The sequence below is a fragment of the Nocardia sp. CNY236 genome (genome assembly GCF_000482385.1).
Classification (GTDB): domain Bacteria; phylum Actinomycetota; class Actinomycetes; order Mycobacteriales; family Mycobacteriaceae; genus Nocardia.
In genome coordinates, this window is the sequence record NZ_AXVD01000010.1 from 128,491 (window position 1) to 152,437 (window position 23,947).

23 protein-coding genes and 4 tRNA genes are annotated in these 23,947 nt (G+C 65.4%); 12 read left to right on the plus strand and 15 right to left on the minus strand.

The annotated features are described in order from the left end of the window. Positions 1–83: 83 nt before the first annotated feature. The 8 genes from nusG to K940_RS0107915 all read right to left on the minus strand — a co-directional run bounded on the left by nusG (position 84) and on the right by K940_RS0107915 (position 3,810). Positions 84–905, minus strand: a complete 822-nt coding sequence (gene nusG, locus K940_RS0107880) for a transcription termination/antitermination protein NusG (protein ID WP_369797478.1) — start codon at positions 903–905, stop codon at positions 84–86. A gap of 62 nt (positions 906–967) precedes the next feature. Beyond that, positions 968–1,366, minus strand: coding sequence for a preprotein translocase subunit SecE (gene secE, locus K940_RS0107885; RefSeq protein ID WP_028477083.1), 399 nt, complete (start codon positions 1,364–1,366; stop codon positions 968–970). Between the two features lie 31 nt (positions 1,367–1,397). After that, a tRNA-Trp gene (locus K940_RS0107890) sits at positions 1,398–1,470 on the minus strand. 220 nt (positions 1,471–1,690) lie between these two features. Continuing rightward, positions 1,691–2,812 carry a fused (3R)-hydroxyacyl-ACP dehydratase subunits HadA/HadB gene (locus tag K940_RS0107895; protein ID WP_028477084.1) on the minus strand — a complete coding sequence of 374 codons (1,122 nt, stop codon included), beginning with the start codon at positions 2,810–2,812 and terminating at the stop codon, positions 1,691–1,693. Between the two features lie 175 nt (positions 2,813–2,987). Then, positions 2,988–3,158 carry a 50S ribosomal protein L33 gene (gene rpmG / locus K940_RS0107900; RefSeq protein WP_011211653.1) on the minus strand — a complete coding sequence of 57 codons (171 nt, stop codon included), beginning with the start codon at positions 3,156–3,158 and terminating at the stop codon, positions 2,988–2,990. A 41-nt stretch (positions 3,159–3,199) separates the two neighbouring features. Next, positions 3,200–3,275, minus strand: a tRNA-Met gene (locus tag K940_RS0107905). 83 nt (positions 3,276–3,358) lie between these two features. Next, positions 3,359–3,431: transfer RNA gene (locus K940_RS0107910), tRNA-Thr, on the minus strand. 296 nt (positions 3,432–3,727) lie between these two features. Beyond that, positions 3,728–3,810, minus strand: a tRNA-Tyr gene (locus tag K940_RS0107915). A gap of 175 nt (positions 3,811–3,985) precedes the next feature. Here K940_RS0107915 and K940_RS0107920 point away from each other — a divergent pair. After that, positions 3,986–4,477 (plus strand): YajQ family cyclic di-GMP-binding protein, encoded by a 492-nt coding sequence (locus K940_RS0107920; protein WP_028477085.1) that lies wholly within the window; start codon positions 3,986–3,988, stop codon positions 4,475–4,477. Between the two features lie 25 nt (positions 4,478–4,502). On the opposite strand, the gene htpX is transcribed toward K940_RS0107920, so the two are convergent. Both htpX and K940_RS0107930 read right to left on the minus strand, forming a co-directional pair. Then, positions 4,503–5,384 (minus strand): zinc metalloprotease HtpX, encoded by an 882-nt coding sequence (gene htpX, locus K940_RS0107925; protein ID WP_028477086.1) that lies wholly within the window; start codon positions 5,382–5,384, stop codon positions 4,503–4,505. A gap of 113 nt (positions 5,385–5,497) precedes the next feature. Next, the gene (locus tag K940_RS0107930; RefSeq protein WP_028477087.1) at positions 5,498–6,505 is read right to left on the minus strand and encodes a polyprenyl synthetase family protein; all 1,008 of its coding nucleotides are present in this window, start codon (positions 6,503–6,505) and stop codon (positions 5,498–5,500) included. Positions 6,506–6,817: 312 nt separating this feature from the next. Between K940_RS0107930 and K940_RS0107935 the strand changes: the two genes are divergently transcribed. Continuing rightward, positions 6,818–8,086 (plus strand): geranylgeranyl reductase family protein, encoded by a 1,269-nt coding sequence (locus K940_RS0107935; protein WP_028477088.1) that lies wholly within the window; start codon positions 6,818–6,820, stop codon positions 8,084–8,086. Positions 8,087–8,220: 134 nt separating this feature from the next. Here the strand turns inward: K940_RS0107935 and K940_RS0107940 are convergent, their stop codons facing one another. Then, positions 8,221–8,727, minus strand: a complete 507-nt coding sequence (locus K940_RS0107940; RefSeq protein WP_028477089.1) for a DUF2505 domain-containing protein — start codon at positions 8,725–8,727, stop codon at positions 8,221–8,223. A gap of 39 nt (positions 8,728–8,766) precedes the next feature. Here K940_RS0107940 and K940_RS0107945 point away from each other — a divergent pair, with 39 nt between their 5' ends. The 5 genes from K940_RS0107945 to K940_RS27405 all read left to right on the plus strand — a co-directional run bounded on the left by K940_RS0107945 (position 8,767) and on the right by K940_RS27405 (position 15,975). Beyond that, on the plus strand, positions 8,767–9,216 hold the full coding sequence (locus K940_RS0107945; protein ID WP_028477090.1) for a DUF3592 domain-containing protein: 450 nt from the start codon (positions 8,767–8,769) through the stop codon (positions 9,214–9,216). Positions 9,217–9,352: 136 nt separating this feature from the next. Continuing rightward, positions 9,353–10,495 carry a glycosyltransferase family 1 protein gene (locus K940_RS0107950; RefSeq protein ID WP_028477091.1) on the plus strand — a complete coding sequence of 381 codons (1,143 nt, stop codon included), beginning with the start codon at positions 9,353–9,355 and terminating at the stop codon, positions 10,493–10,495. Between the two features lie 75 nt (positions 10,496–10,570). Beyond that, on the plus strand, positions 10,571–11,275 hold the full coding sequence (locus tag K940_RS0107955) for a demethylmenaquinone methyltransferase (protein ID WP_028477092.1): 705 nt from the start codon (positions 10,571–10,573) through the stop codon (positions 11,273–11,275). 114 nt (positions 11,276–11,389) lie between these two features. Next, a complete protein-coding gene (locus K940_RS0107960) occupies positions 11,390–15,586 on the plus strand; it encodes a bifunctional nitrate reductase/sulfite reductase flavoprotein subunit alpha (RefSeq protein WP_028477093.1) in 4,197 nt (1,398 codons plus the stop codon). Between the two features lie 134 nt (positions 15,587–15,720). Continuing rightward, the gene (locus K940_RS27405; RefSeq protein WP_036527865.1) at positions 15,721–15,975 is read left to right on the plus strand and encodes a hypothetical protein; all 255 of its coding nucleotides are present in this window, start codon (positions 15,721–15,723) and stop codon (positions 15,973–15,975) included. A gap of 48 nt (positions 15,976–16,023) precedes the next feature. On the opposite strand, the gene menD is transcribed toward K940_RS27405, so the two are convergent. The 3 genes from menD to K940_RS0107980 form a co-directional block, all read right to left on the minus strand. Continuing rightward, on the minus strand, positions 16,024–17,670 hold the full coding sequence (menD, locus tag K940_RS0107970; RefSeq protein WP_028477094.1) for a 2-succinyl-5-enolpyruvyl-6-hydroxy-3-cyclohexene-1-carboxylic-acid synthase: 1,647 nt from the start codon (positions 17,668–17,670) through the stop codon (positions 16,024–16,026). A gap of 244 nt (positions 17,671–17,914) precedes the next feature. After that, entirely contained in the window at positions 17,915–18,361 is a 447-nt protein-coding gene (locus K940_RS0107975; protein WP_028477095.1) for a hypothetical protein, read from the minus strand. A gap of 74 nt (positions 18,362–18,435) precedes the next feature. Further along, the gene (locus K940_RS0107980) at positions 18,436–19,092 is read right to left on the minus strand and encodes a PaaI family thioesterase (RefSeq protein ID WP_036527868.1); all 657 of its coding nucleotides are present in this window, start codon (positions 19,090–19,092) and stop codon (positions 18,436–18,438) included. A gap of 94 nt (positions 19,093–19,186) precedes the next feature. Here K940_RS0107980 and K940_RS0107985 point away from each other — a divergent pair, with 94 nt between their 5' ends. The 5 genes from K940_RS0107985 (at position 19,187) to K940_RS0108005 (ending at position 23,462) form a co-directional block, all read left to right on the plus strand. Next, on the plus strand, positions 19,187–20,080 hold the full coding sequence (locus K940_RS0107985; RefSeq protein ID WP_028477097.1) for a 1,4-dihydroxy-2-naphthoyl-CoA synthase: 894 nt from the start codon (positions 19,187–19,189) through the stop codon (positions 20,078–20,080). Between the two features lies 1 nt (position 20,081). Beyond that, a complete protein-coding gene (locus K940_RS0107990; RefSeq protein ID WP_028477098.1) occupies positions 20,082–20,474 on the plus strand; it encodes a VOC family protein in 393 nt (130 codons plus the stop codon). A gap of 336 nt (positions 20,475–20,810) precedes the next feature. Further along, on the plus strand, positions 20,811–21,971 hold the full coding sequence (menE, locus tag K940_RS0107995; protein ID WP_028477099.1) for an o-succinylbenzoate--CoA ligase: 1,161 nt from the start codon (positions 20,811–20,813) through the stop codon (positions 21,969–21,971). A gap of 128 nt (positions 21,972–22,099) precedes the next feature. After that, positions 22,100–22,564: an SRPBCC family protein gene (locus tag K940_RS0108000; RefSeq protein WP_028477100.1), complete on the plus strand. Its 465-nt coding sequence runs from the start codon at positions 22,100–22,102 to the stop codon at positions 22,562–22,564. Positions 22,565–22,592: 28 nt separating this feature from the next. After that, entirely contained in the window at positions 22,593–23,462 is an 870-nt protein-coding gene (locus K940_RS0108005) for a 1,4-dihydroxy-2-naphthoate polyprenyltransferase (protein ID WP_028477101.1), read from the plus strand. Between the two features lie 56 nt (positions 23,463–23,518). Here the strand turns inward: K940_RS0108005 and K940_RS0108010 are convergent, their stop codons facing one another. After that, the gene (locus K940_RS0108010; protein WP_028477102.1) at positions 23,519–23,899 is read right to left on the minus strand and encodes a phage holin family protein; all 381 of its coding nucleotides are present in this window, start codon (positions 23,897–23,899) and stop codon (positions 23,519–23,521) included. Positions 23,900–23,947 lie beyond the last annotated feature (48 nt).

The window sequence follows — 23,947 nt, forward strand, 5'->3', positions numbered from 1 at the left end:
GTCCTTGCTCTTTGCAAGTCGTGGTGGCGGCTGCGTGCGAGTAGCCGTGCCGGTCGTGATGCGTCACGACCGGATCGTCGCAACTAGATCTTGGCCACCTGCGTGAATGCGAGTTCGACCGGAGTCTCGCGGCCGAAGATCGACACGAGCACCTTCAGCTTCTGCTGTTCGGCATTGACCTCGGAGATGCTGGCAGGCAACGTGGCGAAGGGGCCGTCCATCACGGTCACGGACTCGCCGACCTCGAAGTCGACTTCGATGACCGGCTTCGGTGCGACCTCGCCGGGCGTGGTCTCGGCAACCGCGGCGGCCGCCGCTGGCTTCTTCTTCTTTTCCGCGGCCGGCACGAGGAACTTCACGACGTCGTCCAACGACAACGGCGACGGCCGCGCGGTGGCGCCGACGAACCCGGTGACGCCCGGGGTATTGCGCACCGCGCCCCACGACTCGTCGTTGAGTTCCATGCGAACCAGGATGTAGCCGGGCAGTACCTTGCGGTTGACATGCTTGCGCTGCCCGTTCTTGATCTCGGTGACCTCTTCGGTAGGCACCTCGACCTGGAAGATGTAGTCCTCGAGGTCCAAATTCTGCACCCGGGTTTCGAGGTTGGTCTTCACCTTGTTCTCGTACCCGGCATAGGAGTGGATCACATACCACTCGCCAGGAGCACGGCGCAGTGCAGCCTTCATCTCGGCAACAGGATCGACATCGGTCGAAGCGGTGGCAGCGGGCTCCGATTTCTCGACCGCGGGCTCACCGGCCGAGACCTCTTCGACGGAGTCGGTGGGCTCGGCCACCGCGTCATCGACCGGGAACTCGTCGTGTGTGTCGTTCTCCGGGGTGCTCACTGGGCACTCGCTTCCTGTGTCGTCACGTACATCCTCTGCGTGCCGGGCCGGGCGCATGGTGAGCAATACTCGCCCTCACGTCCGCCCCAGGTTCGGCTACCGGCGTCGGCGTCGTTCGGCTAACCGAACAGCCAGGTGACACCCTTGGTGAACGCCAGATCCAACCCGCTGATGAACGCGACCATGAAAATCACGAACACCAGAACAACGCTCGTATAGGTGACCATCTGCTTCCGATTGGGCCAGATCACCTTGCGGAGTTCTGCGATGACTTCCCGCAGGAACTTGATCACCCGCTTGAGCGGATTACCCGGCTTCTTGCGTTCGGCCCGATCGGTCTTCGTGGCTGCCGTGCGCGACGGACGGTCGAGTGTTGCGATCGCACCCGTGTCGGGCTCCGACGACGCACCACGAGCCCGCCGGGCGGATCGCTTACCGCTCGGCCGGGTCGCTGCGGCGGTGCCATCGCCCTCGTCGGCCGCATGCGCGCCGCGGCGAGTGTCCCGCTCGTCGCTCACGTCGATCCTCTCTCGTCGCTGGCATCCAGGGCAGGGGCGACAGGACTTGAACCTGCAACCTGCGGTTTTGGAGACCGCTGCTCTGCCAATTGAGCTACGCCCCTTCGGTCGGACGGTGCCGGCTGTCCAACCACGTTTCGATGATTCACTTGTGCTCGTTGCCACACAACACGCGCGCCACTCCGTTAGGTCGCGGCCCACAAACGGTTCTGACGAACCGTGTGGAGCCAGCCCCACAGAGCAGCGCGCAACGGCTGGTGACCCCAGAGACCTGAGTGTACGTTACCGCGCACCCCATTAGCCAATCCGGGATGCTACGCCAGCTCAGGTGAGCTGTACCGTCGCGGTCGCGCGGCCGAAGATCCGCTTGCCCGCCGACTTGGCCACGATCGCCACCACAGCCGTCCTGGTCTCTGGATCGACCGACTTCACCTTGCCGGTGTACTGGACTTCTGCGGCACGGTCGGTTCCGACATAGACCGGGCTGGTGAACCGGACGTTGAACTCCTTGACCGCGCCGGGGTCACCGAGCCAGGAGGTGACGAAGCCGCCGGCGAGACCCATGGTGAGCATGCCGTGCGCGACCACGCCGTCGAGGCCGACCAACCCGACGATCTCGTCGCTCCAATGGATCGGATTCGCATCACCGGACACCCCGGCGTAGTTCACCAGATCGCCGCGGGTGAGCCGAACTGTGCGGGCAGGCAACTCGTCCCCTACGGCGATGTCGGTGAAGGCGAGAGCGTTGGTGCCGTGGGTATCCCTCGGAGTGACCGTGACCGGTTGGGCGGACCGTGTGGAGGGCGCTCGAACCGCGGTCGCCGGCGTCGGCGAGGCAGTAACGCCTCCTGAACGGTGAGCGCCTCCTGAGTGGGGCTCGGGCGCGTCGTCACCGATGCCGTGCATCAGCACGTTGTGCACGGCGGCGGTGAGGTTGGGGTCGATGTCGCTTCCGCTTCGGCCGACGAGGGTGGTGTAGGTGGTCAGCACGTGCTCGTCGTTCTGCGCGGTGACGATGTTCTTGGTCACGATGATGTCGCCGCCGAACGCCTGCCGGAACGAGTCCAGGTAGACATCGCAGGTGAGTCGGTCGCCGACCTTGATCGGGCGGTGGAATTCGAGAATCTGGTCGGTCTGCATGACCTGGGGACTCAGGTCGTAGCCGGACACGATCTGTTCGAACAGCTTGCGCTGGGCCAGGATCCCGACCAGAGAGATGAACGTCACCGGAGCAAGCACGTCGTCGTAGCCGTATTCCTGGGCCGCACGCTGGTCCCAATGCACCGGATGGTAGTCCTGCACAGCCCGGGCGTACTCCCGCACCTTCTCGCGGCCGACCTCGTAATAGTCGTCGACGCGGTAGTGGTGACCGACCATGACCGCGGCGTTGCCAGCGGGATCGAGAGGCTCGCCTGCTCGAACCGATTCGTTCGTACCGGTGTTGATTGTCACGGGAGGACTGTACCTATCCGGCCCCATCGACCATTCGGAGTCCGCGAAGCGTTCACCGCGAACTCCCTTCCGTCGCAGCGTCTCAGGGACCTACGACGCTCGATTCTTGCGGTGTCACGGTCCCACATACGTCGACGACACGTCCTGGTGCGGATTGTGACGGGCAGGCCTAGCGGGACTCGCGATGCGCCCGATGGGTGCCACAGTTCGGGCAGAACTTCTTCAGTTCCAGCCGATCCGGATCGTTTCGCCGGTTCTTCTTGGTGATGTAGTTGCGATGCTTGCACTGCTCACAGGCCAAGGTGATCTTTGGCCGGACATCGGTGGACTTCGCGGCCACGATATGCCTTCTTTCCAGTACCTGATGGGCTTGATCGATTGTGGTAGCGATGGCCGGACTTGAACCGGCGACACAACGATTATGAGTCGTTTGCTCTACCGACTGAGCTACACCGCCACGGCGTCGCATTACCATGGTGCCGAGCCCAACCCGCGGCTACGAAAAGCGATGCCGAGTCGGTCACCACCGGCAATCCGGCGAGCCCCCTAACGGAATCGAACCGTTGACCTTTTCCTTACCATGGAAACGCTCTGCCGACTGAGCTAAGGGGGCATGACTACTCTCGCACCGAGCCCGCGGATTCGACCTCAGCGCGACGAAGTCTTGAACGAGGTTACACACTTACCAGTCTCACCACCAAACCGCGTGGTCAGAACCGTTCTAGCCATAACTCGCAGCGCTACGCCGAGTTGGCGACATCGACAAGCGCTGCCAAATCTGCGGCTACCGAGTCCGGCACACCTGCGCCAGCGGATGACGCCGGCATCGGGCACGCGGAGCGGGCAAGCACAAATGACGAGAAAGGGCCTTGTACGCATCTCTGGTGTCGTACAAGGCCCTCGTGGGAGTGGCAGGTGTAGGATTCGAACCTACGTAGGCTTTCACCGACAGATTTACAGTCTGCTCCCATTGGCCGCTCGGGCAACCTGCCGTTTACGCACTGTTACTGCGCGCTGAGCAGAATACATCGAACCCACACCCTGAATGCAAACCGGCTGGCTATCGTGCCGACGACCCGACTACTCTCGAGTTCCGGGCCGAGCCGACGGTGTCCGGTCGGCACTCGGATCGCCCGACCCGCCGGACCGTCAGAACAGGAGCGCAGTGTGGCTGATTCGTCTTTCGACGTCGTGAGCAAGGTCGACCGGCAGGAGGTCGCCAACGCCCTGAATCAGGCGGAGAAGGAGCTCAACACCCGCTACGACTTTCGCGGCACCGGCGCCACGATCGAATGGTCCGGAGACGCCACGATCGTGCTCAGCGCCTCTGCCGAGGAACGCGTCCGCGCCGCACTGGAGGTCTTCAAGGAGAAGCTGATTCGCCGCGACATCTCCCTGAAGGCATTCGACGCCGGCGACCCGGCCTCCTCCGGCAAGGTGTACAAGATCACCGGCTCACTGGTGCAAGGCATCGACTCCGAACATGCGAAGAAGATCGCCAAACTGATCCGCGACGAAGGCCCCAAGGGCGTCAAAACCCAGATCCAAGGCGACGAGGTGCGCGTGAGCAGCAAGAAACGTGACGATCTGCAGGCGGTCATCGGGTTGCTGAAGGGCGCGGATTTCGGTATCGCCCTACAGTTCGTCAACTACCGCTGACCTCGGGCCGCGGCGAGCGACACCGTCAATACCGACGGGGTCCGCCGGCCATCTCCTCCAATCGCGCGATGCGTTGCGCCATCGGCGGATGGGTGGAGAACCACCGCGCAGCCCGCTCCCCCACCCGAAACGGGTTGGCGATCATCAGATGGGACTGCGCCGTCAGCCGAGGCTCGGGTGGCAGCGGGGCAGCCTGGACACCCCGCTCGAGCTTGCGTAGGGCAGAAGCGAGGGCCAGCGGGTCGCCGGTGAGTTCGGCGCCGGACTGGTCGGCCTGGAATTCACGCGCGCGAGAGACGGCCAATTTGACGAGTGACGCAGCGATCGGGCCGAGCAGCGACACCAGTAGCACACCGATCAGATTGGGACCTTCGCCATTGCGATTGCCACCGAACATGGACGCGAAGAAGGCGAGGTTGGCCAACCCGGAGATGACGGCCGCAAGCGCGCCCGCGACCGAGGAAATGAGAATGTCGCGATTGTAGACGTGGGAGAGTTCGTGTCCCAGGACGGCACGCAATTCTCGCTCGTCCAGAATCTGCAGAATCCCGCTGGTGCAACAGACCGCGGCATGTCGCGGACTCCGTCCAGTGGCGAATGCGTTGGGTGCATTCGTCGGACTGATGTACAACCGCGGCATCGGCTGCCGTGCGGTGGTGGCGAGCTCACGCACGATTCGATGCATCACGGGCGCTTCCAGTTCGCTGACCGGATGTGCATGCATCGCCCGTAGTGCGATCTTGTCGCTGTTGAAGTACGCGTACGCGTTCGTACCCACCGCGAGCAGGATCGCAAAGACCAAGATCGTCGGGCTCCGGAACATCGCACCCGCGAACACGATCAAGGCCGACAGGCCGATCATCAGTCCGAAGGTCTTCAGTCCGTTCCCATATCCGCGCCCGTGCATGTGTCTCCTCGCCGTTCCCCATCCATCGAGCTGTCCTACGACTGCTCAACGAAGGGGGTTCCGGGCAAAGTTCCAGCGCCAGAGGCTACGAGCACGGTTCCACGGCCGATCGTTCAGGACACGCGCTCGATGGTGTAGTGCACCAGCCGCGCCAGCGCGTCGTTGGCCGGCCCAGCCGGCAGTGCCGACAACTCTGCCTGCGCGAGGTCGGCATAGCCTTGCAGCTTCTGTTTGGCCAAGGCCATGCCGCGCGAGCCGGCCAGCAGATCGAGCGCCTCCTCGACCTCACCGTCGATCGCCAGTGGGCGAGCGAGCAACTCACGGAGCCGATCGCCGTCGGCGCCGGTTTGCCGCAGCGCGTAGAGCACCGGCAGGGTGTGCACGCCTTCACGCAGGTCGGTGCCCGGAGTCTTCCCGGACTGCTCGGCTGCCGAGGAGATGTCGATGATGTCGTCGGAGATCTGGAATGCCGTACCCACCGCATCCCCGAGACGCGACAGGCGCTCGACCTGCTCGTCGCCCGCGCCGGAGAAGGTGCCGCCGAAGCGTCCGGCCGCGGCGATGAGTGAACCGGTCTTCTCCCACACCACCCGCAGGTAGTGCTCGACCGGATCCTGAGATTCGCGGGCGCCGACGGTCTCGCGCATCTGGCCGGTGACGAGTTCGGCGAAGGTCTCGGCGATGATGCGCACCGCGTCGGGGCCCAGAGTGGACGTCAGCCGCGAGGCGTGCGCGAACAAGTAGTCGCCGGCGAGGATCGCGATGTTGTTACCCCACCGCGAGTTGACGCTCGGAGCGCCACGCCGCATCGACGCCTCGTCCATCACATCATCGTGGTAGAGAGTCGCCAGATGCACGAGTTCGACCACCGCACCCGCGGTGATCAAGGCAGGATCGGTCGGACGCGGCCCGAGTTGTCCGGTGAGAACGGTGAACAGCGGTCGAAACCGCTTACCTCCCGCCTTCGCCAGGTGCAACGCCGCTTCCTGCAGGAATTCCGCACCATCACACAATTCGTCGACCAACAGTTGTTCGACTCGGTCCAACCCGTCGCGCACAGTCGCGGCGAGCGCGACATCCCCGAGGTCGACCCCGGCCACGACCGTGGTGCCGTCACGCAGGCCGCTATCGCGCGTGTGGCGCGCGGTATCGCTATCGCGCGTGTGGCGCGCGGTATCGCTATCGCGCGCGTGACGCGCGGTGTCCGTCATTCGCTCGCCGCGCTCGCTCATGGCCGATCTGCTCATCTCTTCTCCCAGCGCTGCCTCCGACCCCACGGTAGAGAACCTAGCGTGTCCTCATCGAGGGCTCATCGACACCGTCACTCTGCGATGGATCGGCCACTCTCGCACACCACACCCGCTCTCGGCCAAGGCCTGCTCGAGCACGACCGGCGTCGAGGTGATCGAGCCGGCCCTGCAAGTATGGACCGCATGGGTGTACCCGAAACCACTCCCCCGCGCACCGAGGACGCCGTACCCAGCGAAACCGAGGTGCTGGTCGTCGGCGCGGGCCCCGCCGGTTCGGCGGCGGCCGCATGGGCCGCGCGGGCCGGATGGGATGTCACGCTCATCGACTCCGCGACCTTTCCCAGAGACAAGACCTGCGGTGACGGCCTGACCCCGCGCGCGACTGCCGAACTGGAACAGCTCGGCCTCGGTGAGTGGGTGCGTACACATATTGTCAATCATGGCCTCCGGATGACCGGATTCGGCCGTGAGGCTCTGCTGAGCTGGCCGGGCGGTTCGTTCCCGAGCTACGGAAGTGCCATTCCACGCACGCAACTCGACGACAAGCTGCGCGAGACCGCGATCCAGTCCGGGGCACGCATGTGGGATGCAACCAAGGTGATCGACCTCGGCCGCGACGGCGATCGGGTCACCCACGTCGTCACGCGCACGACCGCCGGACCGCGAACGATCGCCTGCCGGACCTTGGTGGTCGCCGATGGCGTGCGTTCACCTGTCGGACGGCTGCTCGGGCGCGCGTGGCATCGGCAATATGCCTTCGGCACCGCAGTGCGCGCCTACGTCACATCCGGTCGCAGCGATGACCAGTGGATCACCTCGCATCTGGAATTGCGCGACGCTTCCGGCGAGCTGATTCCCGGCTACGGCTGGGTATTTCCACTGGGCAACGGTGAGGTGAACATCGGTGTCGGCTCACTGGCGACGCAGCGACGGCCCTCCCAGATCGCGTTGCGACCACTGCTCGCGCACTATACCGCGGCACGCCGGGAGGAATGGCAGTTCGAAGGGTCGCTGCGCTCGGTGGCGTCGGCCTTGCTGCCCATGGGCGGCGCGGTCTCGAATGTCGCCGGACGCAACTGGGTACTGCTCGGCGATGCCGCAGGCTGCGTGAACCCGCTCAACGGCGAGGGGATCGACTACGGCTTGGAGAGCGGCCACATGCTCGCCGATCTACTGGCCGAGCCCGACTTCACCAGGATCTGGCCACAGGTGCTACGGACACGCTATGGGCGCACGTTCTCGGTGGCGCGGCGCATAGCCGGCATGGCCACCCATCCGCGCGTGGTTCCGCTCGGCGGCCCCCCGGTCATGCGCTCGAAATATCTGCGGCGAACCGCCGTTCGCGTCATGGGAAATCTCGTCACCGACGAGGATGTCGACCTGACCGCTCGGGCCTGGCGGGCCGCAGGGCGAGCATCGTTGCGCCTGGATGAACGGCAGCCGTTCGGCTAGCGACTCCTGGCGGTGGAATCACCGGCTTCGAGCGACCGTAGCCACCCATCGGCGGCCGAGTCTGCGAGCACGCCGACGATGCCCCAGCGTGCGCCAGGGCATCGGTCGTGAGTGATATCGGGCGGTCGGCGATCTCAGGCGGTCGGCTCAGCGGCCAACCACTCCTCGATGAATTTCTGTTCACCGCCCAGTACTCGGTGGTGCAGTTGTTCGGCGAGACGTTCGATGGCTCCGCCGACGACGGGCACCTGCACCTCGACCGTGCCGACCACCTCGATCTCTGAGCCTTCGGCCGTGGAGCGCATGTGGTAGGTGCCCTCCATGGTGCTGTTGATGCCACCGGTGGTAGCCCGGAACGTACCCTTGGCAACCTCTCCGACCAGCGGCTGCCACCTGTCGGTGCGAGAAAAGGTGAGGTCGCTTTTCAATACCTTGCGTACCAGGGCCGGAACCTTGTCGGCCGCGGGCTTTTCGGTCATCTGCAGAAAGATGGTGTCCACACCGTCGGGGTGCGACACCTCCAGCGTCGCCGACTCGGTGTCGGCGAAGCGAGCCCGCCAGACATCATCAGCGGTGAGTACCCGGTGCAGTTCTTCGACCGGGACACCATAGGGCACGGTGAAGCTGAAATTTCGGGACATGGCCGATACCGTAACCCAGAGACTCGGTAGCCTGTGGCGGTGTCGGAAACCAGCCAGTCGCCCAGGCGGACGTTTCGCCTGGGACGGGCCGGGATCGGAGTGTTGATCACCGCCACGACCCTCAGCGCGCTCATGGTTCTGCTCGTGCTGGCTGCGTGGCGCAATGATCATCTGATCAGCTCCGACAAAGGCAGTGCGACCGCGGAGGTCCTCTCGGCAGGACAGCTGCGCTCGGCCGTCAGGTACGTCACGCCGGACGGCGAGACACACAATCCGAAGCTCGGCGTCCTGTACCCGACCAACCTCACCGCGGGTGAACGAATCCGGGTGGAATACCGCCGCAGCGATCCCGACTTGGTCCGGGTCGAGGGCCGTGACGTCCGTGTCGCGCTCGTGCCCGCGCTGTCCGTCCTCGCGGTCGTCTGGCTCATCGGACTGCCGGCACTGTGGCTACTGTCGCGTGCCCGGATGCGTGTCGATACCGACTGAATTCCTGCAGACTGAATTCCTGCAGACGAAGCTTCCAGCAGGGTCGGGCTCCGAGTCCAGCGAAGTTCGCCGAGACTTTCCGGGTGCTTCACCCTGGTGTGGCGCCACGGTGCGGTGGACCGGCCACGCTGAAGCCGTGCGCGTGGCGATCGTCGCGGAATCGTTTCTGCCCAATACCAACGGTGTCGTGAACTCTGTGCTGCAGGTGCTGACGCACCTGCAGCGAAACGGACACGACGCGCTGATCATTGCGCCGGACACCCCTGGTGACCTCCCGGCCGCGCCGAGTGGCTACGAAGGTTTCCAGGTCTACCGAGTGCCGGCAGTCCGGGTACCGAAGGTCAGCTCGCTACCGGTCGGATTACCCCAGCCGGGAATCATCTCGGCCATCGACGAATTCCGCGCGGACGTGGTGCATCTGGCCTCGCCGTTTCTCCTGGGCGCAGGCGGTCTCGGCGCCGCCCTACGCCTGGATCTACCGACTGTCGCGATCTATCAGACCGACGTCGCAGGCTTCGCACGCAGCTACGGTCTCGGACTGACCAGTCGAGCCGCGTGGCGATGGACGCGACGCATTCATACCCACGCCACCCGCACCCTGGCCCCGTCCCGAGCGGCAGCGGACGCCCTGGCCGAGCATGGCATCCCACGGGTGCATCTGTGGGCACGCGGCGTCGACAGCGCCCGCTTCACACCGCACGCTCGATCCGCCCGACTGCGCGACGGCTGGCTCGCCGGCCGACGGCGCCTGCTGGTCGGCTTCGTCGGACGGCTCGCACCGGAGAAGCACGTCGAGCGGCTCGCAGTGCTCGCCGCCGACCCCACGATCCAGTTGGTGATCGTTGGCGACGGACCGCAGCGACAGCGGCTGGCCAGAATGATGCCGACCGCCGTCTTCACCGGCGAGCTGGGTGGCGACCACTTGGCGCAGGCGTACGCGAGCCTGGACGTCATGGTGCATCCGGGTGAACACGAAACGTTTTGCCAAGGGGTCCAGGAGGCGCTCGCGTCCGGTGTGCCGGTGGTCGGACCGGATGCGGGCGGGCCACGCGACTTGATCGCACACTGCCGCAGCGGCTATCTGCTTCCGGTGCAACGGTTCTGTGAGCTGCTGCCGAGTGCTGTCGGTGCGATGCACGACCCCGCGGCGCGGACGCGATTGTCGAACGCGGCCCGACAGTCGGTGCGGTCACGCACCTGGCCGGTCGTGTGCGCGCAGTTGATCGATCACTACCTCGACGTGACCGGCCCACGGGTTCGGTGGCCACGCACAGCCTGAGCTGGCGCTCAGAGCTCACCGGCGCGCGTCCATGGCCGTGCCCGGTCCGCCCGATCGGCGAGCTAGGGTCGTGGCGTGGCGAAGACGCAACCGAACCGTGCCTCGTTGGACAAACAGCCGCGCGAAGTCGCGTCGATGTTCGACGGCGTCGCGCGACGATACGACCTGACCAATACGGTCATCTCTGCGGGACAGGATCGCTACTGGCGCTGGGCGACACGCAGGGCTCTGCTGCCTCGGCCGGGCGAGCGCGTGCTCGATCTCGCTGCCGGGACAGGTGTATCCACTCGAGAGTTACGGAAATCCGGGGCATGGTGCTTGGCCGCCGACTTCTCGCGCGGCATGCTCGCGGCAGGCAGATTCCGCGCTGTGCCGATGGTGGCGGCCGACGCGATGGCGCTGCCGTTCGGCGACAACTCTTTCGACGCGGTGACGATCTCGTTCGGTCTGCGCAACGTCGCCGACGTCGACCTCGCGCTGCGCGAGATGCTCCGCGTCACCAAACCCGGCGGCCGGCTGGTGGTGTGTGAGTTCTCCGCTCCGGTGCGGCAGCCTTTCCGCACGATCTATCTGGAGTACCTGATGAAGGCGTTGCCGACCGTGGCGCGGCTGGTGAGCAGCAATCCCGACGCCTATGCCTACCTTGCCGAATCGATTACGCAGTGGCCCGACCAACGCAATCTCGCACGCCGGATCTCGGCCAACGGATGGTCGACGGTGCGCTGGCGCAACCTCACCGGCGGCGTGGTCGCCGTGCACCGGGCATACAAGCTGGGCTGAATCGGAGACGTCCATCACACCTCACAGGTCGATTCACTCACGGTGAGGCTGAATGTCACCTGCCGATAACGCACGGTAAATCATGTGCAATCGGCGGTCCGCATTATCGAAGGCATGTCCGACACAGCGGCCGACCGCAGCGACCGCACCGCCCGAACGGCGTGCTCGTACTGCGGCGTGGGCTGCGGGATGACGGTGCAGACCACCGCCGATGACACCGGGAAACCGGTGATCACAAAAGTCGGCGGCGACAAGTTGCATCCCGCGAACGCAGGAAGGCTCTGCACCAAGGGCGCAACCCACGCAGAGCTGATGCGCGCCACCGGGCGAATGGAGACCGCCTATCGACGCTCGGAACGAGGCCAGGTCCCGGCACCACTGCCCGTCGACGAGGCCGTACACGAAGCGGCCACCCGACTCCGCGCGATCATGGACGAGCACGGCCCGGACGCGATCGCACTCTACGTTTCCGGGCAGATGTCAATGGAGGCGCAGTATCTCGCGACCAAGCTCGCCAAAGGCTATCTGCGCACTGCGCACATCGAGGCGAACTCACGACTGTGCATGGCCAGCGCCGGGACAGGCTACAAGCAGTCTCTCGGTGCGGACGGACCGCCGGGCTCCTACGATGATTTCGACCACACCGATCTGTTCTTCGTCATCGGCGCGAACACCGCAGATTGCCATCCGATCCTGTTCTTGCGGATGGCCGACCGCCTGAAGGCAGGCGCGAAACTCATCGTGGTCGACCCCCGCCGCACCGATACCGCCGCGCGTGCCGACCTGTTTCTGCAGATCGCCCCAGGCACCGACCTCGCGCTGTTGAACGGACTGTTACACCTGCTGGTCGTCGAAGGCGACATCGACACCGAGTTCATCGCCGAGCACACCGAGGGCTGGGACGCGATGCCAGAGTTTCTGGCCGAGTATCCACCGCAGCGAGTGGCCGAGATCACCGGGCTCGCCGAGGCCGACATCCGCACGGCGGCACGGTGGATCGGCGCGGCCGGTGAGTGGATGTCACTGTGGACGATGGGACTCAACCAGTCCACACACGGCACCTGGAACACCAACGCGCTGTGCAACCTGCACCTCGCTACCGGAGCGATCTGTCGCCCTGGTAGCGGGCCGTTCTCGCTCACCGGGCAACCGAACGCGATGGGCGGACGCGAGATGGGCTATATGGGTCCCGGGCTGCCCGGCCAACGCAGCCTGCTCTCCGCTACCGACCGAGCATTCGTAGAGACAGCATGGGACCTCGAGCCGGGTACGTTGCGTACCGAGCCCGGCGTGGGCACGATCGAGATGTTCCGCGGTCTGGCCGCCGGAGCGATCAAAGCGGCGTGGATAATCTGCACCAATCCTGTGGCCACCGTGTCGAATCGGAAGACCGTGATCGCGGGCCTCGAGGCGGCCGAACTGGTCATCGCCCAAGACGCCTACACCGAAACCGCAACCAATGCCTACGCCGATCTACTGCTGCCGGCCACGCTGTGGGCGGAAGCCGATGCGGTCATGGTGAATTCCGAACGCAACCTCACCTTGCTGCAGCAATCCGTCCCGCCGGTGGGCGCCTCGCGACCGGACTGGCGGCTGATCGCCGATATCGCGACTGCAATGGGTTTTGCCGGCTTCGACTTCGCCTCCAGCGCCGAGGTCATTGCCGAGATCACCAAGTTCACCAATCCGGCGACCGGTTACGACCTGCGTGGTGTCAGTTACGAGGCGCTGCGGGCAGGACCGATACAGTGGCCGTGTGCGCAATCGGCGAGCCGGCGCAATCCGATCCGATACCGCAACGACGGGGTCAACCAGCCACTGTATGTCGACGAGAACGGCCATCGGCCTCGGTTGGCCTTCGCAACGCCGAGCCGCCGCGCGGTCTTTTGGCCACGACCGCATATGCTGCCGGAGGAGATGCCGGACGAGGACTTCCCGTTCGTGCTGAATACCGGCCGACTGCAGCATCAGTGGCACACGATGACCAAGACCGGCAAGATCGGCAAGCTGAACAAGCTGAACGACGCGCCATTCGTCGAGGTACACCCGACCGACGCGCAACGCCTGGGTATGCACGCCGGTGACCAGGTCGAGATCGCGTCTCGGCGAGGCCGGGCCGTACTACCGATCCAGATCAGCGACCGCGTACGCCCGGGCGATTGCTTCGCGCCGTTCCATTGGAACGACGAACAGGGCGAGTATCTGACCATCAACGCGGTCACCAACGACGCGGTCGACCCGACATCCCTGCAGCCGGAGTTCAAAGCGTGCGCGGTGACGTTGCGGCGGGTCGCTGCGGGGCCCCGATCCGAGATTTCCCCTGCGCTGCCGACAGCCGGACCGGCTCATCCGCTGGCGACCGTACTGGGCCTCGCTTCCGATACCACGCCGACGTTCACCGAGTCGGAGCGAATCTATCTCAGTGGCTTTCTGGCCGCGCTGCAAGCGCTTCCGGTCGCCGGCCGGCCCGTGCTCCCGGAGGCGGCTCCAGTGTCCACGCAGGGCAGGTTGTGGGTCGATGGCTTGTTGGCCGGAATGTATTCACGCGCTGCACCCGTCGCCGACCTGGCGAGGTCGGCTCCCACGACCACCGAGGCGACCTCGGCGCGCACGATCACCATCCTGTGGGCTTCGCAGACCGGGACGGCAGAAGAATTCGCCGCCGGGGTTGCCGAGCGTTTGACCGAAGAGGGATTCGCACCGCAACTTCTGGAGCTCGATTCGTGTGACCCGGGCGCGATCGACGGCGACATCCTGGTGATCAGCAGCACATTCGGCGACGGAGGTCCACCGGACAACGGCGCCGATTTCTGGGATCGTCTCACTACCGGCGCCGTGGTACTCACCGGGGTGCGATACGCAGTGTTCGCGCTCGGCGATTCCTCCTACGACGATTTCTGTGGATACGGACGCAAGCTCGACGAGAAGCTCACCGAATTGGGTGCGACGCGGTTGCTCCCGCGCGCCGACAGCGAGCCCGACTACGAGGCCGCGGCGGAGATCTGGCTCGAGAACGTGCTCGCCACACTCGCCGAAACGACGCCCGACTCCTCGACCCGGCCGCCCGATCTTCCGGCGCCCGAACCGGAGGACTCGGGCCACGTATCGGCGCACGGCGGTGTTGCGACAATGGCCGCGACCCGCGCCACTGCCAGACCCAGCCGCACCGCGCGCGTGCCGGCGCTGTTCACTCGCACCGCCCCGTTGTATGCACCGTTGGTGCGCAACGAGGTGCTCTCGGCGCGCGATTCATCGAAAGAAGTCCGCAGGTTCGGTTTCGATCTTCGTGACTTGGGCGCCACCTACGAGGTAGGGGATTCGCTGGGAGTTTGGCCGGTGAACAGCGACTCGCTGGTCTCCGAATGGTTGGCCGCTACCGAGCTGGACGGTCGCCGGGTAGTCGAGGTCGGCCGGCAGGAACTGCCGCTGGCCCAGGCGTTGCGGACACATTTCGATGTCACCAAGGTCAGCCGGGAGCTGCTCGGCTTCCTCGCCGAGCGCAATCGCAGTGGCCGGCTGGCCAAGTTACTGCGCAAAGACAACCGCAACGAGTTGGCCAACTTCTTGTGGGATCGCCAGGCCGTCGACGTGCTGCGCGATTTTCCGGTTCGAGCGGACCTGGTCGAGTGGCTCGGTGTGCTGAAGAAGCTACAGCCGCGTCAGTATTCCATTTCGTCGAGCCCTCTGGTGAGCCCCGCGGAGGCGGAGCTGACCGTCGCGGTCGTGCGGTACGGTGACCCGTCGGCAACCGGTTCGGCCACACGTCGTGGCGGGGTGTGCTCCACGTTCCTCGCCGACCGTGTGGATGTGCCGGTACCGATCTTCCTCCAGCGTGCGCCGCACTTCCGTCCGCCCAGCGATCCGACCGTACCGATGATCATGGTGGGACCGGGTACCGGCATTGCACCGTTCCGTGGCTTCCTTCAGGAACGCAGAGCCGCTGGCAGCACGGGACGCAACTGGCTGTTCTTCGGCGAGCAGTACGCGAAGCAGAATTTCTACTACCGCGCGGAACTGGAGGACATGTTCCGATCCGGCTTCCTCACTCGCCTGGATTTGGCCTTCTCCCGCGACCAGCGGGAACGGATCTACGTGCAGCACCGCATGATCGAGCATGGTGCCGAACTGTGGTCGTGGTTGCGCGATGGCGCCAACATCTATGTCTGTGGCGATGCGAGCCGCATGGCCAAAGACGTCGACGAAGCATTGCTTCAGATCGCGCGGGTTCATGGCAAACTCGACGAGGACGCTGCGCTGGCGTTCCGGAAACAGTTGGTCACCGAGAAGCGTTACGTCCGCGACGTGTATTGACAATCGACGACGAATCGCTTGCCCTATGGCCCGACCACGGGCATTGTCGATGCTGTCGGAGTCGACCATCCGCCTCGAGGGCGGTGTGCTACCGCGGGCACCCTTCGAGCGGCCTACGCGGAGAGGAGCACGCGATGACCGATCGCACCACGGATGCAGTTCCGGAGGCTGATCTCGCGGAGCAGTCCATTCCGGCGTACCCGGACGACGCGGCGTATCCCGATGATGCAACCGATCCGAGTGACGACGCAGAGCGTGGCGTCCTGGAACACGACGTGTGGGACGCCGACCCTGCAGACGTAGCCGAACAGTCCATCGAGGTCCCGCTCGACGACGACCCCGGTGACTCCTCCTACGGTGACTCCTCCTACGGTGAGTCTGCGTACTGAGCCCGAGAACGAGTGGTACCCGAGCCCAGAACCAGCGGCCTGCTCGGATCAGAGGTGAATCTGCGCCCGGACCGCCGCATGGAGTTCTCGCAGACCCGATCGCTCGGTGGCCACCTCGAGCACTCGGATGCCGTGCGCACGCCCAGTCAACTCGCCGGCCAGTCCTTCGGGGTCGACTTGGCGGTGTGGAATGCGGTATGCCGCGCACAACGCCGCAAGGTCCATGCCGTGCGGCGTACCGAAAACCCGTTCGAACACCCCCGCATACTGCGGGTCGCCTTGTTCGAGCAGCTCGAAGATGCCACCACCGTCGTCATTGGCGACCACGATGGTCAGGTCGCTCGGTCGCGGCTCGCCGGGCCCGATGAGCAGGCCGGAGGCGTCGTGCAGAAAGGTGAGGTCACCGATCAGTGCGATCGTTCGCCCATCGTGCTGCAGCGCGGCGCCGACTGCGGTGGACACCGTGCCGTCGATGCCCGCCACTCCGCGATTCGACAGCACCTCGACTCCGGCTCGCGGATGCGAAACCAGTGCGGCGTCGCGCACCGGGTTCGATGCCCCGAGCAACAACCGATCACCGGCCCGCAGTGCATCCATGACGACGGCGGCGACGTGCAGCCCGGTCGGCTTCGGATGCCGCGTGAGCTCGGCACGAACCGCCTGGCCCGCTCGCGCATCCAGTTCACGACAGCGCTCGAGCCACTGACCGCTCGGCGCACCGGTGGTGACCGCGCGCGTCCCGGTGCCGACCACATTGCCGGAAACATCGGGCCAACGCGGTCCGGTGGTGAGTGCGTAGACACGGACACTCGGATCGGCCAGCACTTTGGATACCTGTCGATGCAAGGTGGGCCGACCGGTGATGATCGCTTGCCGAGGGCGCAACAACGGCAGCGCCAGCGGGTGCAACCCGGGGCCGTGCATCGGGGCAGTGGGCTCGGCGACGGTCGGCACCGCAGCCAACTCCGGACGCAACGCAGCCCCGTGACCGGAAATGACGATCGTGTCGGGAGTGAGATCGAGTTCGAGCGGCACATCCAGGGTCGCGTACTGCGTCTCGGTCCAGGCATGGTGTGCATCGGAGCGACCCGCGGGAGCCGATTGCTCGGACATCGGTTCGGGCACGAGGGGTTCACGAAGCGGTACGTCGAAGTGCACCGGCCCTGCGTTCCCGGAGCGGGTTCCACGCGCCGCCGCCAGGACCCGACATACCGCCGAACGCCATTGGCTGTTCTGCCGGTCGTAGGCCGGATGGTCGGCGTCGCCGGCCTCCTGCTCGGCAAGACCGAGCGAGATGGTGGCGCGGACCTGGCTGCCGAACAGGCCGAACTGCTCGATGGTCTGATTGGCGCCGGAGCCGAGCAACTCATACGGCCGGTTCGCACTGAGCACCACCAGCGGGATCCTGGCGTAATTGGCCTCCAACACGGCGGGACCGAGGTTGGCGACCGCGGTCCCCGAGGTCATCACCACCGGAACCGGGAGCCGGCTCGCAACAGCGAGACCGATGGCGAGAAAGCCCGCCGTCCGCTCGTCGATCCGCATGTGCAGCCGCAGTCGCCCGGCGCCGTCGGCGGCTTGCAGGGCGAAGGCCAACGGTGCATTGCGGGAGCCGGGGCACAGGACGACGTCCCGCACACCCCCACGCACCAGTTCGTCGACGACGACCTGGGCTTGTGCTGTAGACGGGTTCACGCCTCCAGCCTGGCAGACGACCTCACCGACGTCGCCGTCGGGAGGTGTCTGTTTCGCCACGTATTGCGATGGGCGCTGTATTGCGATGGGCGCTGTATTGCGATGGGCGCTGTATTGCGATGGGCGCTGTATTGCGATGGGCGCTCCACGGCAGCGGTGCGGCCTCGAGATCGTGGCCCTACAGTGACCCGGTCGCCACCGTTACCACCTCGAATTCCACCACCCCGCCGTGTGACCTCTCCGGTCAGCGGGCGTGCTTCTCCACCAGGTCGCCGACCCGCGGCAGGGCCTCGATCACGTTTTTCTTGGCCGCGGAACGCATGGAGGAGTAGACCTTCTTCAGCGCGGGCCGGGTCGATGCCTCCGCGCGTGCGTCGGTGACGGAGAGCAGTGCCTCGGCGACGGCGTCGGATCGGGCGACGAGCAGGTCGGCGAATCTGCCGGAGCCCGACGCACCGTACTCCTGCCAGAACGGCTCCAGTTGCGCAACGAGCTTGGGCGCCATCGACTCCAGCGCATCGGGCACGATGGACGGGCCGATCTTCTTGACCGCCGCGTAGCCACCCTTCACTGCCAGGCCGGACGCACCACTCTTGTCCGAGACCTCGGCGTCGAGAACCTCGACGGCATCGGCGAGAAATGCCGGGCGCTTGACGTCGCCGAGCAGGGATTCAGACAGTGCTGCAACCACTTTCAGGTTCCTTCGGATCGGTTTCGATAATCGAGCGAGGGCAACTATACGCACCCACGCCAGCGTTCACCCGGCTACGGCTGCCAGGGCTGCAACTGCACCATCAGCGCTTCGCATTCCGAGAGGAGATCGTCCTGCTCACTGCGCAATTCTGCGGAAATGAAAGTCTTGCGTCCTTCGACCCGTTCGACCCGCCCGCGAACTTTGAGCGACACGTTCAGGGGAGTGATCTGGCGATAGCCCACATGCAGATACGCAGTGCGACTGATCGGCCGACCGGCGTAGTGCACGATCATGCCGCACAGGTCATCGAACAACAGCGGCAGTACGCCGCCGTGCGCCGCCCCGTTGCCACCGAGGTGGTAGCGACGAAAAGTCCCGGTCATCTCGATACCGCCCGGCCCGGCCTCGACCACCTGCCAGGGCGGCAGCAAAAGACTGCCGCGCCCGGGTAATTCGACAGTGCGCCCGGCGGGTCCGTGCAACTCCGGTGCACGGTAGGGCTCGAGGAGGTCGATCAGTTCACCTGCTTTGGCTGCAGCCGCTGCGAAGACGTCGTCGGGTGCGTCCACGGACACGGCCAGATCCTGCAGCGTCCGCATGGCTTCGATGTAGGGGCCGAAGTTCGGGCCGACGTGCGCACGGGAGACCTTCGGAAATCGGCCGTGTTCCTCGTATCGGGATTCGTTCACCGCACTCCGGTCTATAACAGGTTTCACTCGCTCGCTCATACTTGCACGGTAACGCGTGGCTTTACACCGTCAAGTCGGGTGATGGACCACAGGCACGCTGCCATCGGACCAGCAGCACGCGATAATCGCAGCCGTGACATTCAATCCGAGACTGTGGCGCCCGGTTGCGGGATTCGAGGACCTGACCGATATCACCTATCACCGACACATCGAGCAGGGCACTGTCCGTGTGGCATTCGATCGACCACAGGTGCGCAACGCGTTCCGCCCGCACACCGTCGATGAACTCTATCGAGCCCTCGATCACGCCAGAATGACCGCCGACGTCGGCGCAGTGCTGCTCACCGGCAACGGACCCAGTCCCACCGACGGCGGCTGGGCCTTCTGCTCCGGCGGCGACCAGCGTATCCGCGGCCGCAATGGCTATCAGTACGCCAGCGGCGAAACCGCCGACACCGTCGACCGAGCCCGGGCCGGCCGACTGCACATCCTCGAGGTGCAGCGACTGATTCGCTTCATGCCGAAGGTGGTGATCGCACTGGTGAACGGCTGGGCCGCAGGCGGAGGTCACAGTCTGCATGTGGTCTGCGACCTGACTCTGGCCAGCCGCGAACATGCCCGGTTCAAGCAGACCGACGCAGATGTGGGCAGTTTCGACGGCGGCTACGGCAGTGCCTACCTGGCCAAGATGGTCGGACAGAAATTCGCTCGCGAGATCTTCTTCCTGGGCCGCCCCTACACCGCCGAGCAGATGCACCGGATGGGGGCAGTGAACGAGGTCGTCGACCACGCCGAGTTGGAAAACGTCGCCCTGGAATGGACCGCGGAGATCAACGGCAAATCTCCCCAAGCACAACGCATGCTGAAGTACGCTTTCAATCTGCTCGACGACGGGCTCGTCGGCCAGCAACTGTTCGCCGGAGAAGCAACCAGGATGGCCTATATGACCGACGAAGCCGTCGAAGGCCGCGACGCGTTTCTGCAGAAACGCACACCGGACTGGACTCCCTATCCCTGGTACTTCTGACGTGGATATCCTCAGCAGCCGGATCCTTCTGCGGCCCGCCGACTATCCGACCACCCTTGCGTTCTACCGCGACGGACTGGGCTTGGCCATTGCGCGAGAATACCCCGGTGGCACGGTCTTCTTCGCTGGTCAGTCGCTGATCGAAGTGGCCGGACATGGTGGGGACGGCGCCTCGTCGCCGTTCTCGGGCGCGATCTGGCTGCAGGTTCGTGATCTGCGGCTCGCTGCCACGGAACTGTCCCGCAAGGGCATCACGATCGACCGTCCACCGACCCAGGAGCCCTGGGGCTTGCACGAAATGTGGGTACGAGATCCCGACGGTGTGCCGATCGTTGTCGTCGAGGTCCCGCCCACGCATCCGCTCCGACGCGATTCACGCTGGTCGCCGGCGTAGCATCGGTGCCAGTAGGCACGTGGGCAGGTCGCGCCGAGTTGCCAATGCGCCAACCGGCGAGCACGATAACGCTCGGGCTGCCGCCCGGCCAGAGATGTCCGGGCGGGCCGGTCTGTACCCCATCCGACGAATGAATCGCAGTCTCGATGCCTGTCGTGCTTGAGCCACAGTCCGTCCAGGTGAGCGCTCCCCCAGTGCACCACGGCGACATACCGACCCGTTCCGCGTGCGATGACGCGGACATGACACGATCCCTACCGTGAAGGAGCGCAGCACACGCGCCGAGACCTCGACGGCGCTGAGCATCCCCCAGCCCATCGAATGGCACGGCCGGTCATGAGCAAGGCGCTGCGCATTCTGCCGATGCCCACCGGATCGGGTATCGGCGACGTGCTGCCACACCTGCGCGAGGCACTCGATGGAAGCGGGGCAGCGTGGCTGCCGATTCCCACCAACAATCGCCGCGAAGCCAGGCGCTTGAGCGACGCCCTGTCGGCAGGTGAGCCGATCGACGACGACGTGGCCTTGGTGGTCACCACGTCGGGCACGACCGGGGTACCGAAAGGCGCAATGTTGGGGGCCGCAGCCCTGCGCGCCAGCGGTGTCGCAACACATGAACGGCTCGGGGGACCCGGCACCTGGCTGCTGGCTCTGCCCACTTACCACATTGCGGGCATGCAGGTGCTGCTGCGGAGCATCTTGGCCGGAACCGAACCCACAGTGTTGGATGTTTCCGGCGGGTTCCTGCCCGAGGCGATGGCCGGCGCCATTGCCGGCATGCGTGGTGAGCGCCGGTACACCGCGTTGGTGCCGACCCAGCTGATCAAGATTCTCGACACACCGGTCGCCGCCGCGGCGCTGGCCGAACTGGACGGTGTGCTCGTCGGCGGCGCACCGACTCCGATGCCGGTCTACGAGCGGGCACGCGCCGCAGGCATCAGGGTGGTGCGCACCTATGGCATGAGCGAGACCTGTGGTGGCTGTGTGTACGACGGTGTGCCGCTCGCCGGTGCACAGGTGCGCATCCAGGACGGTCGGGTGATCCTCGGCGGCGCGGTGATCGCCTCGGGCTACCGCAATCAGCCCGAGCATCCCGCGTTCGCCGATCCCGGCTGGTTCCGCACCGAGGACGCGGGCACGCTCGACCATGGTGTGCTGACCGTCACCGGAAGACTCGATGAAGCGATCACCACCGGGGGCCTGCTGGTGATTCCCCAGGTCGTCGAGGCGGTACTGCTCAACCATCCGGCGATCTCCGAAGTGGTGGTGCTGGGACTGCCGGACGAACGCTTGGGGCAACGCGTCGTGGTCGCGGTGGTCCCCGCTGCGGGCGCAGCGCCGAGCCTGGCCGAATTGCGGGAACACGTGGTCGCGGAGTTGGATGCCATCGCTGCCCCGCGCGAACTGGCTCTCCTCGATGAGATCCCGTTACGCGGTCCCGGCAAGCCCGACCGAGCGAAACTGCGGGAATACCTGCTGACCGACTCGACGCCCTAGGCGCGTCCACCCATCCGACCGTCCGCTGATCACGTGCGGGACACTCGGTCGTCGCCGCTGCCGAGCACGAGCGGACGACACGGTGCGCGCTGCACGATTCCAGGCGATCGCTCACCTAGGCTCACCACATGGCTGAGTTCGAGGTGGTCCGTTCGGCCGTGATCACGGCCGAACCCGCGCGAGTGCACGCGTTGATCAACGATCTTCACGAATGGATCAGATGGTCGCCGTGGGAAGATCGCGACCCGCAGATGCGTCGTAGCTACTCCGGTAGGAATTCCGGTGTCGGCGCACGCTATGCCTGGAGCGGCAACCGCACAGTGGGTGCGGGCGCCATGGAGATCGTCGACAGCGCACAGCGAGAGATCGCACTGCGCCTGGATTTTTCGAAACCGATGAAAGCAACCAACCAGGTGACCTTCATCCTGGATCCGGTCGAGACCGGCACCGAGGTGACCTGGCGCATGACCGGAACTCAATCTGGACTCACCGCAGTAATCGGCAAACTCTTGCGCATGGACAGGTCCGTTGGCCGGGACTTCGAAAACGGGCTCGCTCGACTGCAGGAGGCGGCCACGGCCGACCAGACCTGATCACCACGCGAGCACTAGGCTGCGGGGCATGGCTACTGCAGCGCAATGGATCGAGGGCGCGCGACCTCGCACCCTGCCCAATGCGATCGCCCCGGTACTCGCCGGAACCGGCGCCGCCATGGCTGCCGACGCGGCAGTATGGTGGAAAGCCGTTCTCGCGCTGCTGGTATCGATGGCTTTGATCGTCGGCGTGAACTACGCCAACGACTATTCCGACGGGATCCGCGGTACCGACGACGTCCGAGTCGGCCCGCTACGGCTGGTCGGACAGCGACTGGCCGCGCCCACCGCAGTACGAAACGCTGCGATCGTGAGCCTTGCCGCCGGTGCCCTCGTCGGCCTGGTGCTCGTCGCCACCAGTGCGTGGTGGCTGCTGCTCATCGGCGCCGCTTGCCTGGCTGGCGCTTGGTATTACACCGGAGGAAACAAGCCCTACGGCTACAGCGGATTCGGTGAACTCGCAGTGTTCGTGTTCTTCGGTCTGGTCGGCGTGCTCGGCACCCAGTTCGTCCAGGCCAACCGGATCGACTGGGTGGGTATCCTGCTCGCGGTCTCGGTGGGTGCGTGCTCCAGCGCAGTACTCGTCGCGAACAACTTGCGCGATGCGCCGACCGACGCCGAGTCCGGAAAAATCACTCTCGCAGTGAAACTCGGCGACAGGCGGACACGCGTCGTACACTTCGCACTGCTCGCCGTGCCCTTCCTCGCAACGCTGGTACTGCTGGTGCGCACACCGTGGGCGCTGGCCGGCCTGATCGCTGTTCCGCTGGCCATTCGGGCCAACGCACCGGTGCGTCGCGGCAAAGGCGGTCCGGAACTGATTCCTGCGCTGCGGGACTCCGGCCTTACACTGCTGGTCTGGTCGGCCGCCGTCGCTCTTGCGCTCGCACTCGGCTAGCCCCGCACTCGCTACCGGCTCGGTCGGACCGTGAAACACATCCGGCCCGACGAGCTCTAGTCGGAGTCCGGGACCAAAACGCCGAGCACCCAGTTGACGATCGAGACAATGATGCCGCCGAACACTGCGGCCCAGAACCCCTCGACCCGCAAACCATAGTCGGTCAGCGCCGTGATCTCCGCGGTGAGCCACAGCATGAGGGCGTTGATCACGAGGAGGAACAAACCGAGCGTAACGATCAGCAGCGGCAGCGACAGTAGCTTGACAATCGGTTTGACCAGCGCATTCACCATGGTGAAGACCACCGCGACTGCGAGCAGGACGATGATCTTCGCGCCATTGCCCTCAGCGGGGGTGATGACATCGATCTTGTCGACCCAGACCGCGGCCAGCCATATCGCCGCCGCGTTGATGATCAACCGAACCACAAGCTGCATGGGCCAATGCTAGGCCCATGTGGCAGACATGCGCTCCTGGATTGGACC

What these genes read in the sequence shown, in the direction of transcription:
- K940_RS0108000 (WP_028477100.1), top strand. Translation starts at nt 22,100, where the DNA reads ATGGCTGAGTTCGAGGTGGTCCGTTCGGCCGTGATCACGGCCGAACCC.
- nusG (WP_369797478.1), bottom strand. Translation starts at nt 905, where the DNA reads ATGCGCCCGGCCCGGCACGCAGAGGATGTACGTGACGACACAGGAAGC.
- htpX (WP_028477086.1), bottom strand. Translation starts at nt 5,384, where the DNA reads ATGCACGGGCGCGGATATGGGAACGGACTGAAGACCTTCGGACTGATG.
- K940_RS0107940 (WP_028477089.1), bottom strand. Translation starts at nt 8,727, where the DNA reads ATGTCCCGAAATTTCAGCTTCACCGTGCCCTATGGTGTCCCGGTCGAA.
- K940_RS0108010 (WP_028477102.1), bottom strand. Translation starts at nt 23,899, where the DNA reads ATGCAGCTTGTGGTTCGGTTGATCATCAACGCGGCGGCGATATGGCTG.
- menE (WP_028477099.1), top strand. Translation starts at nt 20,811, where the DNA reads ATGAGCAAGGCGCTGCGCATTCTGCCGATGCCCACCGGATCGGGTATC.
- K940_RS0107960 (WP_028477093.1), top strand. Translation starts at nt 11,390, where the DNA reads ATGTCCGACACAGCGGCCGACCGCAGCGACCGCACCGCCCGAACGGCG.
- K940_RS27405 (WP_036527865.1), top strand. Translation starts at nt 15,721, where the DNA reads ATGACCGATCGCACCACGGATGCAGTTCCGGAGGCTGATCTCGCGGAG.
- K940_RS0107935 (WP_028477088.1), top strand. Translation starts at nt 6,818, where the DNA reads ATGGGTGTACCCGAAACCACTCCCCCGCGCACCGAGGACGCCGTACCC.
- K940_RS0107980 (WP_036527868.1), bottom strand. Translation starts at nt 19,092, where the DNA reads ATGAGCGAGCGAGTGAAACCTGTTATAGACCGGAGTGCGGTGAACGAA.
- K940_RS0108005 (WP_028477101.1), top strand. Translation starts at nt 22,593, where the DNA reads ATGGCTACTGCAGCGCAATGGATCGAGGGCGCGCGACCTCGCACCCTG.